Consider the following 14553-nt stretch of genomic DNA (forward strand, 5'->3'; position numbering starts at 1 on the left):
AGCGAGGCGCAGAGCGGCCCAAGGACGAAGGCAGCGTAGAACGTCGTCAGGCGCCACAGCACCACCGGCGCCGCCACCGACCTGAGCCGCGAACCCGTGTCGAACGCGGCGAGGCCCAGCAGGAGCTCCATCACCCCCGACGCGCCCGGCGTGGGCACGAAGAACGACAGCAGCGTGATCATGGCCAGCAGCGCCAACACCTGCAGGAGCGGGGTGTCGGCCCCGTACATCGTGAGTAAGACCCAGAACAACGCGAAGTTGCTGAGCCACGCCGTCAGGTTGACGAGGTGCAGCCAGGCCCAGTCGACGAGAGGCAGGTCGCGGAACGCGGTGGCGCTGGCGCGGTAGTCGACGGCCATGCGCCTCAGGTGCGGGCGGAACCGCCGCAGGATGCGCCACCGCGTCAGGGCGTGGAGCCAACGCACGGCCGGGGCGGGGAAGCGCGCGAGGAGGACGGACACGGCCAGGGCAGCCGCGCCGGCCACCCCGGCGGTGACGGCGAGAAGCGGACCCAGGACCACGGGGGAGGCCAGTAGCAGGTAGCCGAGGCCCAGCAGGATCAGGACGCCGAGCGCCGCGAGGTCGAGCACGAAGAGCTGCACGGCCAGCGCCAGGCCGACGCCGGACGGCACGCCCACCTCACCGAGCGCCACCACCAGGAACGGCGCGCCGCCGGTGCCGGCGGGCGTCATGGCGGTCCCGAACACCTGCGCCACGTGGGCCACGAAGGCGTGCCACCAGCCGAGGCGCTGCCCCTGCGAGCGCGCGAGCAGCACGAGCTTCGCCACCGGCGCCAACCAGAGTGCCAGCAGGCAGGCGAGCGCCAGCGCGGCCAGCGCGGGCGTGAGCTCGGTCGGGGCGTAGAGCGCCGCCGAGAAGAGCTCCTCGCGCGTCGCCAGGTACAGCCCGCCGAGCCCCAGGCCGAGGCTCAGCAGCAGCAGCCACACGAGGCGCATCAGCGACTCCCGCCGCCACCGCCACCGAGCAGCTCGCGGGAGGTCCCCTCGAACGGGAGCCCGGCGACGTCGGGTTCGGATGGCGCCTCCCCACGAGCGACCGCCCGCAGATGGGCGGCGGCCCTCTCGGCCATGCCCGCGAAGTCGAGCGCCGCCGCTCGCGCCTTGGCCCCGGCCAGGAGCCCCGGCGTGTCGCGCCAGGCGGCCACGGCCGCGCCCAGCTCAGGCAGCGCCACGGCGCCGCCCACGCCGCGCGCCGCCAGGAACCTGACCACCGCCCGCTCGTTGAGGCCGGCGTACGCCGTGGCCAGCACGGGCCTGCCGACCGCCAACGCCTCCATCGTGCTGGCCGGTCCGGCCTTGCCCACGACCACGTCGGCGGCCGCCAGGAGGGTGGGCATCTCGGTCGTGAACCCGAACGGCAGCAGGGAACGGCGCCTCGCAGCGACCTCGTCCAAGCGCGCCTTCAGCTCGGCGTTGCGACCGGCGACCGCGATGAGGGTGGCGCCGGTGTCGAGGATCCGCTCCGCCACCGCTGTCGCCTCTCCCGCCAGGCCCTCCGCGCCGAGCGTGAGCAGCGCCGTGAAGCCGGTCGGCGGCAGGCCGTGCTCGGCGCGGGCGGCCGCCTGCGTCGGGGGGTTCAGGAAGCGCTGCCCGACCGGGTAGCCGACGACCGCGACGCGCTGGGGGCCCACCCCGAGCCGCACCAGGTCCTGCTTGGCCGCGACGCTCGGCGCCAGCACCCGCTCGCTGGCCGGTTCGGCCCAGAGCGCGCTGGCGTCGAACGGCTCGGTCGCGAAGATGACGACCGGCGCCTCGAGGCCGTGCCGCTCCCGCGCGAGCGCGAAGGCGGTGGCCAGCCAACCGTGGTTGGCGACGATCAGGTCCGGCCCGAGCTCGCCCAGGCGCCGCGCGAGCTCCGCCGCGAACGGCGCCAGCAGGCCCCGTTGCGAGAGGCGCGTCACGGCCGGGAGGGCGTCGGTGACGCGCTGGCCCAACCGCACGAGGCGTGGTCGGCGCAGGAGCGCCCGCCAGCCGGCCTTGTGGCGCCTGTCGAGCGCCGCGGCCCCGAACTCCGCCATCACGTCGCTCACCCGGGTGGTGAACTCGCCGGGGTGATGGCGGTGGAGGGCCTCCGCGAGGGCGGCGGCGGTGGCGACGTGCCCGCCGCCCGCCGCGATGGTGGCGAAGAAGACGCTGAGCGGCCGAGGCATCAGTCGCGCCCGTGGTCGGCGAGCCACGCCACCGTCGCGGCGACGCCGTCCTGCCACGAGACGCTCGGTTCGTAGCCGAGCTCGTCCCGCGCTTGTGCCGTGGAGAAGTGGACGTCGTTGAGCATGAGGCCGGCGCGGTAGCGCGTGACGGGCGGCTCGAGCGACGGCAGGAGCGCCCGCCACGTGGCCTCGACCCCCGACGCCAGCGCCCGCGTCGGCCTGCCGGGCAGGCTCAGGCGTGGCCCCTGCCGCCCCATGTCGTCGGCGATCACCCCGAACACCTCGCGCCAGCTGGGCATGCCGGCATCGGCGATGACGTAGACGTTGCCGGCCGCCCTCGGTTCGTGCAGCGCGAGGTACACGCCGTGAGCGAAGTTGGGGGCGTAGGCGGTGTTCAGGACGGCGGCCCCACCGCGAACGAGCGGCAAGGTCCCCTTGGCCACGGCCCGCGCCACTCGCCCGAAGGTCGGGTCGCGTCGGCCGAACGGCCACAGGCCCGGGCGGACGACCACGGCCTCCACGTGCTTGGCGCCGAGCACCAGGTCCTCGGCCAGGATCTTCGAGTAGGCGTAGGCGTTGCGGACGTTGTCGCGCGGCTGGGTGCGGGGGTCTGCGTCGCGGAAGCCCGAGTACCTGTGGACGGCCACGCTCGAGACGAACAGGAAACGGGCGCAGCCGGCGTTCTCCGCCTCGTGCAGGAGAGTGCGGGTGGCCACGACGTTGGTGCGGTAGAACGCGTCCCACGGCCCCCAATCGGCCACGCGGGCGGCGGCGTGCACCACGGCGTCGACCCCTTGGCATGCTCCGTGGACGCTGCCGTCGTCGGTCAGGTCGGCGCGCACGACCTCGAGGCGCCCGCCTTGCGTCAGGTGGGCCAGGGCCGCGTCGGAACCCCACGGCGTCACGAGCGCCCGGACCTCGTCGCCTCGCGCCAGCAGTTCCTCGGTGACGTGACTGCCGAGGAAGCCGTGAGCACCGGTCACCAGGACCTTCACGGTCGTCGCTCGACAGGGTTGGGCGTCTTGTGCATCGCCATGACGGTAGCAGGTGGCCGGTCAGTTGAGGAGCTGACCTGCGCGCGCCAGGACGGCGAGGTCGAGGGCGTACCCGATGGTCAGGTGAAGCAGCATCGGGTAGAGCACGGAGCGCCCGCGCACGGCCAGGACGGCGAACAGGACGGAGGCCGGCGCGGCCGAGATCACCTCGGCCAGCGGCTTGCCGAGGTGCACGAGCGTGGCCATCACCACGCTCAACCAGATGGCGGCGGTGGGGGAGGCGGCGCGCGTGGCGACGTCGAGGACGAAGCCGCGGTAGAAGGCCTCGAAGGCGAGGTAGTAGAGCGCGTAGACGGGGAGCCAGGCGGCGAGGCGCCAGACGCTCCCACCGAGCCAGGCGCCGGGCCACGGGTAGACGGCGGCGAGGGAGGCATCGGTGCTGGCCAGCGCCATGACCACGGCGGCGGGCACGAGGAGCGGGAGGGTCGCGGCGAGCCCGAAGCGCCAGTCGCCCACGCGCATCCCGGCGAGCGCGATGGGCCCTATCAGGAGCCGGTAGAGGACGGCGGGCACCAGGAGGAGCAGCACCGCGGCCCAGGCCACGCTGGCGAAGGCCGTGAGCGGGCCCTGCGGGGCGAGGCGGACGAGGGTCGGCCCGGGGGTGGCCAGGTACCAGAACGCCGTCTGCAGCACCAGGGAGGCGAGGAGCAGGAACCAGTACTTGCCCCGGTCACCGCGCGGGAAGAGCCCCCCGAGGTCGGCCCCGACCAGCCTCAGGGCCCTGATGGGGCTCATAGCTCCTTCTGCACCATGCGGTAGGTCTTGTAGTGCACCCCGCCCGCGGCCTCGATGGCGCGGTTGATCGCGTGGTTGTCCTCCAGCGTCCAGCCGCACTCGCCTCCCACGATCCCGAGGCGGTGAGCGCGCCGCACGGTCTCCTCGATGAGCACGAGGTCGAAGCCGTGGTTGCGGTGCTCCGGGAGCACGCCGAGGATGACGAGGCGGGCCTGCGTCATGATCTTCTTGCGACGCAACAGCGGCAAGATCCCGGTCACGAGCCGACCGTCGAAGCGGGCCAGGACCTGGTTGAGGTCGGGCACGGCGATGCTCACGGCCACCGGCTCGCCCTTGTACTCGAGGAACAGGGCCAGCTCTGGTTCCACGATCATCTTGAGCTCGTTGGCCATGTGGTCGATCTCGGCGTCGGTGAACGGCACGTTGCCCCAGTTCTTCTCCCACGCGGCGTGGTGGATGGACTGCAGCACCTTCACCTCGTCGTGGAACCTCTTGAGGTCGGCGGGCCTCACGACGGGCCGGTAACGTTCACGCGCCCGGGCGGTGAGGCGGGCGAGGCGCTCGGGTAGCCTGCCGGTGTTCTCGAAATGGTAGGAGTAGAGGTCCTTGACCTTGCGGTAGCCCGCGGCGGTGGCGAGCTCGAGGTAACCCGGGGGGTTCTGCGGCATCATCACGTACGGCTTCTCGTCGAACGCCTCGATCTGGAAGCCGGCGCCGTCGTTCATGGTCGGGTTCGCGGGACCACGCACCGCCTTGCGGCCGAGCGCGCGGGCCTCCGTCTCGACGGCCGTGAAGAGGGCGCCCGCCACGGCGGCGTCCTCGGCCTCGAAGAAGCCGAAGAAGGCGAGGTTGTCCCCCTCGTGGGTGGCGTTGTGGAGGTCGTCGTCGATGCACGCGATGCGCCCCACCACGCGCCCGCCGCGCCGCGCCAGGTAGTAGCTGGCGCGCGCGTGCTCGAAGAACGGGTTCTTCTTAGGGTCGAGCAGCTCGAACTGCGAGACGCGCAGGGGCGCCACCCAGTTCGGGTCGGAGGCGTACTTGCGGTACGGGTAGAGGACGAACTCCCTCGTCGCCCGGCGGGAGGCTACGCGTTCCACGCTGACCATGTGCGGTCAGATTACGCCGAACCGCCGCCCGACGTCCGCGAACGCGGCGATCAGCCGGTCCAGCTGCTCGGTGGTGTGGTTGGCGTTCACGCTCGTGCGGATGATCGAACGCCCCGCCGCCACGCCGGGCGGAAGGGCCGGGGTGGTGAAGACGCCGAGTTCCCACAGGGCGCGCCAGAACGCCATGGCGAGCTCGTCCGGCCCTATCAGCACCGGGACGATCGGGGTGCGGGAGCCGAGCGTGTCGAAGCCGAGGGCCGCCATGCCGCCTTGGAGCCGCTCGACGTTGCGCCAGAGCTGCTCGCGGTGCTCCGGCTCCGACTCCATGATGTTGAGGGCCTCGAGGGCGGCCGCCATCTGCATGGCCGGGAGCGCCGCGGTGAAGATGAACGGGCGCGCGTGGTGCTTGACGTAGCTGACCACCTCGCGGTCGGCGGCCATGAAGCCGCCCACGCTGGCGAAAGACTTCGAGAAGGTACCGACCACCACGTCGATCTCGTCCTCCAGGCCGAAGTGCTCGCCCGTGCCGCGACCGTGCGCGCCCAACACGCCGCTGGCGTGGGCATCGTCGACGATCAGGCGGGCCCCGTACCGCTTCTTGAGGCGGACGATCCCCGGGAGGTCGGCGATGTGGCCGCTCATCGAGAACACGCCGTCGGTGACGATGATCCTACCGCCGGGCTTGCCGGCGTCGGCCGCGAGCATCCGCTCGAGGTCGGCCAGGTCGCCATGTTCGAACTTGCGGAGGGTGGCGTAGGAGAGGCGCGCGGCGTCGTAGAGGGAAGCGTGGTTCTCGCGGTCGTAGTAGAGGATGTCGTGACGGCCAGCGAGCGCCGCTACGACCGACAGGCAGCCGAGGAAGCCGGCGCTGAACGTGAGGGCCGCCTCCTTGCGCAGGAAGCCGGCGAGGCGCGCCTCGAGCTCCTCGTGCAGGGTGAGGGTGCCGGTCAGGAAGCGCGAGCCGGTGCAGCTGGTGCCGAAGTCGTCGAGCGCGCGGCGGGCCGCCTCCTTGAGGCGCGGGTCCTGCGTCAGCCCGAGGTAGTCGTTCGAGCCAGTGATGATCATCTCGCGGCCGGCCACGCTCACGGTGCCGCCGTGCTGCGCCGCGATCGGCTTGAAGTACGGGTGCATGCCCGCGGCCGCGGCCTCGTCGGCCCGACGGAACTGGAAAGCCTTGGCGAAAGCGTCCTGCGCCTTCGCTACCGGCGCATCGACACTCTCGTTACGCGCTACCTCTGACAAGGGTCCCTCCATGGACGGCCGTGGGTGCGCGCATGGTAACACCGCGGCGGGCGCGCGCACCCGCAGTGGCGCCCACGCCAGCCTATAGCCGCCGAGGCCCCTTGGCAAGGCAGGCGGCGGCCCGGCGACCCTCGGCTGTGAACCAACCGTCACCCACCGCGGCGCCGGGCAGTTGGTAGAATCTGCGCGTGCTCAAGGCGCGACTCGTACGCCACGCCTCCGTTCCGCGGCGCGTAAGGCGCCCGAAGGGGTGACCTCCTTGCACCCGACCCTGTCTCCGGTCCGGACGCGGGCGGCGTCCGTGGCCGACGCGTCGCTCGTGCACGAACTCTACGCAGCGACCCCGGAGTACTTCGACATCATCTCGATCCCGGTGCCCACCGTCGCCGAGGTGAGCACCGACCTCGCCACCGCCGGCGCCGACCCGCGCCGCTTCGTCGAGCTGGTGCTCCTCGAGCCGGAGGCCGCCGGCCCGGGTTGCGACCTCGACCCCCACACCGGCGCGGCCGTGGTCGGCTACCTCGACTACAAGCTCGACTACCCGGCCGAGGGGGACGCCACGGTGAACCTCCTGCTGGTGCGGGCCGGCCTCCAGAGCCGCGGCGTGGGAAGCGCCTGCGTCCGGGACCTCGAAGGTCGGTTGCGCGGCCGCAGCGCGCGTCTCCTGGCCAGCATCTACGGCGAGAACCCACGAGCCAGGCGGTTCTGGGAGGGCCTCGGCTACCGCTTCGCGATAGACGCCCGCCCCCTGCTCGAGTGGTTCGCGAAGAGCCTGGCGTGAGGGGGTGAGCGGCCCCGACCTGAGCGTCGTCAGCGTCTCGTTGGGCTCCGCCACCCGCGACGCCGATCAGACGGTCGAGATCATGGGGCGGCGCGTTCACGTGCGGCGCGTCGGAACGGGTGGCGACCTGGCGAGGGCCGAGCGCCTCATCGGGGAACTGGACGGCACGGTGGACGCCATCGGCCTGGGCGGCATCGACCTCTACTTCGCCATCGGCGACAGGCGTTATTACGTGCGCGACGCGCTGCGACTGGCCCGGGCCGCCAAGTCCACGCCGGTGGTGTGCGGCGCGGGGCTCAAGAACACCCTGGAACGCGCCGCCATCCGTGCGCTGCGCCCCGAGCTCGACTGGCCGAGCCGCAAGGTCCTGATGGTCTCGGCCGTCGACCGCTTCGGCATGGCCGAGGAGCTGGCCGCGCAGGGCGCCGACGTGTTCTACGGCGACGTCGTCTTCGCGCTCGGGCTGCCCGTCCCCGTCCGCACCCTGCCAGGGTTGGTGCGGCTTGCCAGGACGCTACTGCCGGTTGTGACGCGGGTGCCGTTCAAGTGGCTCTACCCCACGGGCAGCGCCCAGGAGCGGCCGCCCAGCGACAAGTTCGCGCGCTACTACGACTGGGCCGAGGTGCTGGCCGGCGACTGGCACTTCATCAAGCGGTACGCGCCGCCCTCGCTGGCAGGCAAGACCATCCTCACGAACACGACCACGCTGGCCGACGTCGCCTTCCTGCGCGAGCGCGGCGCGGCGGCCCTCGTCACGACCACTCCGCGCTTCGACGGGCGGAGCGTCGGCACGAACCTCCTCGAGGCCGCGTTCGTGGCCATGGACGGCGCCACCGGCGAGCTCCCCGCGGGGCGGTACCAGCAGCTCATCGACGAGGCCGGCCTGACGCCCACGCGAGTGGACATCGGCTAGCCGCCCGGCGCCCGCTCCGCCGGGGGTCTTGGGCCCAGGTGGTAGAGTGAGCAGTCTTGAAGCCGCCGCGCAGCACGGGAGTTCGCGCCTGCCTTGCCCGAGTGCGCGGTGCGGCGAGTCGAAGGAGTCTAGATGATCAGCGTGACCGACTTGAGGAACGGCACCAAGGTCGAGATGGACGGCGGCCTCTGGGAGTGCGTCGACTACCAGCATCAGAAGATCGGGCGTGGTGGCGCCAAGATGGTCGCCAAGTTCCGGAACCTCGAGACCGGCTCCATCGTCGAGCGGTCGTTCAACGCCACCGAGAAGCTGCAGGACATCTTCATCGAGTACCGGGAGATGAGCTTCCTGTACGCCGACGGGGACCACTTCACCTTCATGGACCTGGAGACCTTCGACCAGCCGGTCCTGACGCGCGATCAGATAGGGGACGGCGCCCGCTTCCTGAAGGAGAACACCCAGGTGACCGTCGACTACTACGGCGGCAAGCCGCTCAAGGTCACGCTGCCGAACGTGGTGGCGCTCGAGATCGTGCAGACGGACCCCGGCGTCCGGGGTGACACGGTGTCGGGCGGCACGAAGCCCGCGAAGCTCGAATCCGGCGCGACAGTGAACGTCCCGCTGTTCATCGATCAGGGTGAGGTCATCCGCGTCGACACCCGCTCCGGCGACTACCTGGGGCGTGCGTGATGGACGTCAAGGAGATAAGGCGCCTGCTCGAAGCCTTGGCGGCCAGCGACGTGCGCGAGTTCAGCTACGACACGGGCGATTACAAGTTGAACGTCAAGCGCGGCGCCGAGCCCGTGACGGCGGTCGCGTACGCGCCCGTCGCGCCGCCGCAGGCGGCCGCTCCCGCGCCGGCGCAAGCCGTCGTCGACCCGGCGCCCGTCGCCGCACCGGCGCCGGCGCAACCGGCGGGTCCCGCCCTCGTCGACGTGCTGGCGCCCATCGTCGGCACCTTCTACGCCGCCCCCTCCCCGGACGCGCCGCCCTTCGTGCGCGTCGGCGACCGCGTCACCGCCGGCACCGTGCTCTGCATCATCGAGGCGATGAAGCTCATGAACGAGATCGAGGCGGAGACGTCCGGCACGGTCCGGGAGGCCGCCGTGACGAACGGCGATCCCGTCGAGTACGGCCAGGTCCTCTTCCGCATCGAGCCGGCCTGAGCCCACGCGTGAGCGCGATGTTCCGCAAGATCCTGATCGCCAACCGCGGCGAGATCGCGCTGCGCGTGTTGCGCGCCGCTCGCGAGCTCGGGGTGCAGGCCGTCGTCGCCTACTCGCAGGTCGACGAGAAGTCGCTGCCCGTGCTGCTGGCAGACGAGTCCATCTGCATCGGACCGGCGCCGGCGGCCGAGAGCTACCTGAACGTGAGGAACCTGCTCGCAGCGGCCCTCGTCAGCGGGGCGGAGGCGATCCATCCCGGCTACGGTTTCCTCGCCGAGAACGCCGAGTTCGCCGCGATGTGCGAGGAGCACGGTCTCACGTTCATCGGGCCGCGCCCCGAGAACATCTCCCGCATCGGCGACAAGGCCTCGGCGCGGGCGCTGGCCGTGGAGGCCGGCGTGCCGATCACGCCTGGGAGCGAACCACTGCGCGACCTCGCGGACGCCACCCACTTCGCGGACGCCATCGGCTTCCCCCTCATCCTCAAGGCCTCGGCCGGAGGCGGCGGCCGCGGCATGCGGGTCGTGCATAGCCACGCCGACCTGGAGCGGCAGTTCCTGAACGCGGCCGAGGAGGCCCGGGTGGCGTTCGGCAACCCGGAGCTCTACATGGAGAAGTACCTGGAGGAACCGAAGCACATCGAGATCCAGGTCTTCGGTGACGGCAACGGCAAGGTGGTGCACCTGTTCGACCGCGACTGTTCCATCCAACGCCGCTACCAGAAGGTGCTGGAGGAGGGTCCCAGCTCGCTCGAGCCCGAGCTGAGGGAACGGATCGCGCAGGCGGCGGTGAAGCTGGCGAGCCACATCGGCTACCGGGGGGCGGGGACGTGCGAGTTCCTCGTTGACCGCTCGGGCGGCTTCTACTTCTCCGAGATGAACACCCGCATCCAGGTCGAGCACCCGGTCACGGAGATGATCACTCAGACCGACCTGGTGGCTGAGCAGTTGCGGGTGGCCGCGGGGCAGGGGCTGAGCTTCGAGCAGTCGAAGCTGGAGGTGCGCGGTCACGCCATCGAGGTGCGCGTGAACGCCGAGGACCCGGATCACGACTTCCGGCCCAGCGCCGGGGTGATCACGGACGTCCACTGGCCGGGCGGGCCCGGCATCCGCGTCGACTCGCACGTCTACGCGGGTTACCGCATCCCGCCGACCTACGACAGCCTCGTGGCCAAGATCATCGCCTGGGCGCCCAGCCGGCCCGAGGCGATCGCCCGCATGGAACGGGCGCTCAAGGAGACGGTGATCGAGGGCGTGAAGACGACGGTGCCGTTCCACCTCAAGGTGCTCGACAACGCCTTCTTCAGGCGAGGCGCCGTCTACACCAACTTCATCGCGCGTAGGATGAGCTCATGACCCGGGCACCCGACCTGGCCATCTCCGCCGACGTGCTCCTCAACATCGCCCAACTGGCGCTGGAGCAGGTGGGTGGGGTGAGGCCGACCGTGCCGCCGGCGCGGGTCGGTGAGATCCTCGGCGGTAGGCGCGCCAGGGGGATCGCGATCGAACGGGAAGAGGACGACGTGTGGGTCGACCTCGCCCTCGCCGTGGACTACGGCAGCGAGATCCCCAAGGTGGCCGCCGCGGTGCAGGCGGCGGTGCGGGAGGCCATCGTCTCCATGACCGGCCTGAACGTGCGCAGTGTGAACGTGGCCGTCGAGAGCGTGGAGCTGCCGGACGAGGTCGCCGAGCGTGGGTAGACGCCAGGCGCGTGAGCTGGCGTTCCGCACGTTGTTCCAGTCCGAGCGCGGCGCCGAGCCGCTCCTCGACGTCTGGCGGAGCGTGCGGGTGGAGCTGGCGGAGGAGAGCGAGGAGCCGGAGGACGCCGTCTACGGCGACGCCCTCGACCACTCCGACCTGGCGTTCGCCGAGGAGCTGCTCACGGCCTACGAGGGCGATCGTGAGCGCCTCGACGCCGAGTTGGCCGCTGCCATCACCGGCTGGTCGTTCGGCCAGATGTCCCAGACCGACCTCAACGTCCTCCGCATCGCCGTCACGGAGATGCGGCACACCGGCGGCGCGCCGGAGGTGGCCATCGAGATGGCCGTCCGGCTGGCCAAGAAGTTCGGCGGCGACGAGTCGGGCCGGTTCGTGAACGGCGTCCTCGCCAAGCTGCACCGCCTCGGTTCGGCCGGCGCGAGCGGGGCGGCGGTGGGAGTAGGGGAGGACGATGAGCCGCGCGGCTGAGGCGGTGAGGCTCGACGGCAAGGTTGCCTCGGCCGCGGTGGTGGAGCGCCTGCGGGCAGAACTGGCGACGCTGCCGTTCGTCCCGCGGCTGCAGTTCGTGCGGGTGGGCGAGGACCCCGCCAGCGCCTCCTACGTCCGCTCCAAGGAGCGCATCGCGCAGCGGGTGGGGGTCGAGTCGAGCACGGTGGTGCTGCCGGAGGGCGTGGGCACGGCCGATGTGCGGGCGTTGGTCGAACGGTTCAACGCGGACGAGCAGGTGGACGGGATCCTCGTCCAACTCCCCCTGCCCGGCGTAGATGCGAGCGCGGTGTTGGCGGCGATAGACCCCGCCAAGGACGTCGATGGCCTCCACCCGGTGAACGTGGGTCTCTTGTGGGGCGGCGGCCCCGGCCTGGCGCCCGCCACCCCGCTCGGCGTCCTGGCCCTGCTTGACCATTACGCCGTACCGGTGGCGGGCAAGCGCGCCGTCGTGGTGGGTCGCTCCAACCTGGTGGGCAAGCCGCTCGCGGCGCTGCTCTTGCAGCGCGACGCCACCGTGACGGTGGCTCACTCGAAGACGACCGACCTGGCGGCCGTGACCCGGTCCGCCGACGTGCTGGTGGCGGCGGTCGGCCGACCCCGCCTGATCACGCCCGCGATGGTGAAGCCGGGCGCGGCGGTGCTCGACGTCGGCCTGACCCGCGAGGACGGCGCGATCGTCGGCGACGTCGATCCGGGCGTGGCCGGCGTGGCGGGTCACCTCACGCCCATGCCGGGCGGCACCGGCCCCATGACGGTCGTGATGGTCATCGCCAACACCATCGTGGCGGCGCGGCGCAGGCGCGGCGCGTGAGCGGCATACTCGGCAACCTGGCGCTGTGGTCGGCCCTCTCCGCCACCGTGGCGGCGCAGTTGCTCAAGGTCACCCTCGTACTGATCTTGGAGCGCCGGTGGGCGCCGGAACGGCTCCTCGACACGGGGGGGATGCCGTCGTCGCATACGGCGTCCGTGGCCGCCCTCGCGACGAGCGTGGGTCTCCTGTACGGGTGGGGGAGTCCGACGTTCGCCATCGCCGCCGTGTTCGGCTCCATCGTGATGTACGACGCCACCGGCATCAGGCGGGCCGCCGGCCAGCAGGCGGAGGCGATCAACGACCTCGTCAAGGAGCTCGGTCACCTCTTCGACCCGCGTTACCAGCCGCGCGCCCTGAAGACTCTGCTGGGCCACACCTACCCGCAGGTCTGGGCTGGCGCGCTGCTGGGCGTGATCACGGCGCTCGTCATCGTGCTCTGAGGCCGCCGCGCGGCTCCTCGTCGGGTCCCGAGCCCTCGTGCGCCACCGTGCGCGCGACGACGGCGCACCTGACGCCGCCGGCGCCCGCCGCGTGGAGCGCCTCGCGGGCGGCGGCGAGCGTGGCGCCGGTGGTGAGGACGTCATCCACGACCAGCACCTCCCTGCCCGCCAGGTAGCGCGCCCTGAAGGCGCCCGTCAGCTCCGCCTGGCGCGCCGCGCGCCCCTGGCCGGCGAGCTTGCTGGTGACGCGCACCCGCGTGAGGACCCCGGCGTGCGGGACGCGCAGCGAGCGGGCCACGGCGGCGGCGAGAAGCTCGGCCTGGTCGAAGCCGCGGTCGCGGCGACGGGCCGGCGTGGTGGGCACGTGCGTGACGAGGCGCGGGTGCCAGCCCACCGCCACCACCCTCGCTGCCACGAGGGCGCCCAGGAACGGCGCCAGGCGCGTGGCGCCGCGGTACTTGAGGGCGTGAACGAGGCGGCGCCACGGGCCGGCGTACGGCCCCAGCCAGACGGTGTCGGCCGCGGGACTCGCCGGCGCGTCCGATAGGGCCGCGCGGATGGCGCGAGCGCAGGCGGGGCACACGCCCTCCGGCCCTGCGCCGCGCGCCTCGCACGCGGCGCAGGGCGCCAGCCGCAGCGCCAGGCCCATCACGGCGGCGGCAGCGCGCCGGGCCGCCGACCTGGTCGGGGCCGGGTCCTGGTCGGCACCCCGCGACGGCCCGCCGCGTGAGACTCCGGCGGGGCGTGACGAGCGGACGCGCGGCCGGGTCATGCCATCACGGTAGCGCGTCCCCGGCCGGAGGCGCTCAGGGATGCCGGGTTCGCGCCTAGGCCGATTGGGCACCCGTCCGGGCGGCCTCGGCGACCCGGCCCGGCCCTCCCCACCGGCCCGAGTCAGGCGGTCCGACCGGCGAGGTCCGCCAGCAGCGCCTCCACCTGGGCGGCCGCCGGCTGGTCGGGCAGGCCGGCCAGCCAGCGGCGCACCGCGGCCAGACCTCGCGCCGCCCGCGCCTCCGCCTCGGCCTGCGCGTACGCCACCGCGCCCCACTCGTGCATCTCCCCGAGCACCTCCGCCATCTCGCGCTCCGTCTTCGCGGCGCGCGGGCGGCTCAGGGCCGCCACGACCCGCGCGCGCCGCGCGGCGGGGAGGGTGGCCAGCAGCCTGGCGAGTATCAGGGTGCGCTTGCCCTCGTACAGGTCGCCCGCGACCTCCTTGCCGTAGCCGGCGCCGGGCGCGAGGTTGAGCACGTCGTCGCGGATCTGGAACGCGACCCCCAGGTCGATGGCGGCAGCTTCCAGGTCCTCCGGCGGGGTGGCGCCGGCGCACATGGCGCCGAGCCGGAGGGGAGCCACCACGGTGTAGTAGGCGGTCTTGAGCGTCACCATGCGGACGTACTCCGCCTCGGTCACGTCGAACCTGCCGGCGCCTACCCACGCGAGGTCGAGGTGCTGGCCCGCTGCCGTGGCAAGCAGCATGCGCGTGAACTCGGCCATGGCCGCCTCCCGCGCGAGCGGCGGGCCCGGCGGCAGGCCGAGCAGGTGGCGCCACATCAACATGTGCATGGCGTCGCCAACGTTGAGGGCGACGGGCACTCCGACCTCGCGGTGAAGCGCCGGTCGCCCGCGGCGCTCCTCGGAGCCGTCCTCGATGTCGTCGTGAACGAGCACCCAGTTCTGGAAGAGCTCCAGCGCCTCCGCGAGCACCATGGCGCCGCCCGCGTCGGAGGCACCGTGCGCCCTGGCGCTCCACACCACGAGCTGGCCGCGGAGGGTCTTGCCGGGGCGGCCCGGGTAGTCGCTCAGCAGGCGTCGGAAGCGCGCCAGCTCCGCCTCGACGGCCGCATCGGGAGGCGCGCCCAGCGCGCCCGGCAGGTCGAGGCCGCCGAGGAGGTCGAGGACGCCACGGCGGATGTCTTCGGCGAGGCTC

The 14553-nt window shown here is 72.5% G+C and carries 17 protein-coding genes; 9 read left to right on the forward strand and 8 right to left on the reverse strand.

Annotated features, from left to right (window positions below; translation table 11 throughout):
- From H3C53_05100 to H3C53_05125, 6 genes are all read right to left on the reverse strand, one after another.
- On the reverse strand, positions 1-956 hold a 956-nt coding region (locus tag H3C53_05100; GenBank protein MBW7916050.1), incomplete at its 3' end, for a flippase-like domain-containing protein.
- Positions 956-2170: a glycosyltransferase gene (locus tag H3C53_05105; GenBank protein ID MBW7916051.1), complete on the reverse strand. Its 1215-nt coding sequence runs from the start codon at positions 2168-2170 to the stop codon at positions 956-958. The genes H3C53_05105 and H3C53_05100, both read right to left, overlap by 1 nt.
- Complete coding sequence (locus H3C53_05110; GenBank protein ID MBW7916052.1) at positions 2170-3153, reverse strand: NAD-dependent epimerase/dehydratase family protein; 984 nt, start codon at positions 3151-3153, stop codon at positions 2170-2172. The genes H3C53_05105 and H3C53_05110 overlap by 1 nt, the downstream gene beginning before the upstream one ends.
- Positions 3154-3225: 72 nt before the next feature.
- The gene (locus tag H3C53_05115; protein MBW7916053.1) at positions 3226-3960 is read right to left on the reverse strand and encodes a CPBP family intramembrane metalloprotease; all 735 of its coding nucleotides are present in this window, start codon (positions 3958-3960) and stop codon (positions 3226-3228) included.
- Positions 3957-5057: an N-acetyltransferase gene (locus tag H3C53_05120; GenBank protein ID MBW7916054.1), complete on the reverse strand. Its 1101-nt coding sequence runs from the start codon at positions 5055-5057 to the stop codon at positions 3957-3959. Before H3C53_05120 ends, H3C53_05115 begins: the two co-directional genes overlap by 4 nt.
- A 15-nt stretch (positions 5058-5072) precedes the next feature.
- Complete coding sequence (locus tag H3C53_05125) at positions 5073-6320, reverse strand: aminotransferase class I/II-fold pyridoxal phosphate-dependent enzyme (GenBank protein MBW7916055.1); 1248 nt, start codon at positions 6318-6320, stop codon at positions 5073-5075.
- Positions 6321-6579: 259 nt separating this feature from the next.
- Here H3C53_05125 and H3C53_05130 point away from each other — a divergent pair, with 259 nt between their 5' ends.
- From H3C53_05130 to H3C53_05170, 9 genes are all read left to right on the forward strand, one after another.
- Positions 6580-7089, forward strand: a complete 510-nt coding sequence (locus H3C53_05130) for a GNAT family N-acetyltransferase (GenBank protein ID MBW7916056.1) — start codon at positions 6580-6582, stop codon at positions 7087-7089.
- Positions 7090-7108: 19 nt separating this feature from the next.
- Positions 7109-8002, forward strand: a complete 894-nt coding sequence (locus H3C53_05135; protein ID MBW7916057.1) for a quinate 5-dehydrogenase — start codon at positions 7109-7111, stop codon at positions 8000-8002.
- Between the two features lie 132 nt (positions 8003-8134).
- A complete protein-coding gene (efp, locus tag H3C53_05140) occupies positions 8135-8692 on the forward strand; it encodes an elongation factor P (GenBank protein MBW7916058.1) in 558 nt (185 codons plus the stop codon).
- Positions 8692-9168, forward strand: a complete 477-nt coding sequence (gene accB / locus H3C53_05145; protein MBW7916059.1) for an acetyl-CoA carboxylase biotin carboxyl carrier protein — start codon at positions 8692-8694, stop codon at positions 9166-9168. Before efp ends, accB begins: the two co-directional genes overlap by 1 nt.
- Positions 9169-9185: 17 nt before the next feature.
- Positions 9186-10523, forward strand: a complete 1338-nt coding sequence (gene accC / locus H3C53_05150; protein ID MBW7916060.1) for an acetyl-CoA carboxylase biotin carboxylase subunit — start codon at positions 9186-9188, stop codon at positions 10521-10523.
- Positions 10520-10867 (forward strand): Asp23/Gls24 family envelope stress response protein, encoded by a 348-nt coding sequence (locus tag H3C53_05155; GenBank protein ID MBW7916061.1) that lies wholly within the window; start codon positions 10520-10522, stop codon positions 10865-10867. Before accC ends, H3C53_05155 begins: the two co-directional genes overlap by 4 nt.
- A complete protein-coding gene (gene nusB / locus H3C53_05160) occupies positions 10860-11354 on the forward strand; it encodes a transcription antitermination factor NusB (protein MBW7916062.1) in 495 nt (164 codons plus the stop codon). The genes H3C53_05155 and nusB overlap by 8 nt, the downstream gene beginning before the upstream one ends.
- Positions 11338-12186: a bifunctional 5,10-methylenetetrahydrofolate dehydrogenase/5,10-methenyltetrahydrofolate cyclohydrolase gene (locus tag H3C53_05165; GenBank protein MBW7916063.1), complete on the forward strand. Its 849-nt coding sequence runs from the start codon at positions 11338-11340 to the stop codon at positions 12184-12186. Before nusB ends, H3C53_05165 begins: the two co-directional genes overlap by 17 nt.
- Positions 12183-12626 (forward strand): divergent PAP2 family protein, encoded by a 444-nt coding sequence (locus tag H3C53_05170; protein MBW7916064.1) that lies wholly within the window; start codon positions 12183-12185, stop codon positions 12624-12626. Before H3C53_05165 ends, H3C53_05170 begins: the two co-directional genes overlap by 4 nt.
- On the opposite strand, the gene H3C53_05175 is transcribed toward H3C53_05170, so the two are convergent.
- Positions 12613-13398 carry a ComF family protein gene (locus H3C53_05175; protein MBW7916065.1) on the reverse strand — a complete coding sequence of 262 codons (786 nt, stop codon included), beginning with the start codon at positions 13396-13398 and terminating at the stop codon, positions 12613-12615. The genes H3C53_05170 and H3C53_05175 overlap by 14 nt on opposite strands.
- 122 nt (positions 13399-13520) lie before the next feature.
- Entirely contained in the window at positions 13521-14498 is a 978-nt protein-coding gene (locus H3C53_05180) for a polyprenyl synthetase family protein (GenBank protein MBW7916066.1), read from the reverse strand.
- Between the last annotated feature and the right edge of the window lie 55 nt (positions 14499-14553).

The sequence above is a fragment of the Trueperaceae bacterium genome (assembly GCA_019454765.1).
In the GTDB taxonomy this organism is placed as follows: domain Bacteria; phylum Deinococcota; class Deinococci; order Deinococcales; family Trueperaceae; genus JAAYYF01.